The sequence below is a fragment of the Duganella sp. FT27W genome (assembly GCF_009295655.1).
Taxonomy (GTDB): Bacteria; Pseudomonadota; Gammaproteobacteria; order Burkholderiales; family Burkholderiaceae_D; genus Rugamonas; species Rugamonas zoogloeoides.
In genome coordinates this window covers 1-255 of record NZ_WHIV01000043.1, presented here as the reverse complement: position 1 = coordinate 255, position 255 = coordinate 1, and the positions used below count along the sequence as shown (strand labels likewise).

The window sequence follows — 255 nt, the reverse complement described above, 5'->3', positions numbered from 1 at the left end:
CTTATCGACTGTCAATCAAGAAGAACAGCATTTGGGGCTGTAGCTCAGCTGGTTAGAGCACCGTGTTGATAACGCGGGGGTCGTTGGTTCGAGTCCAACCAGCCCTACCAGTTAAGTAGTAATTCTCAGGGGGATTAGCTCAGCTGGGAGAGCACCTGCTTTGCAAGCAGGGGGTCGTCGGTTCGATCCCGTCATCCTCCACCAAGAGTTCAAACGTAAATCAGTGAGATTTAGGTTTGGTCTTTTAGAGACCAA

At 50.2% G+C, this 255-nt stretch carries 2 tRNA genes; both read left to right on the top strand.

Going from position 1 to position 255, the window contains the following annotated elements:
- The first annotated feature begins 33 nt into the window (after positions 1-33).
- Positions 34-110, top strand: a tRNA-Ile gene (locus F8197_RS28370).
- Positions 111-128: 18 nt separating this feature from the next.
- Positions 129-204, top strand: a tRNA-Ala gene (locus F8197_RS28365).
- Positions 205-255 lie beyond the last annotated feature (51 nt).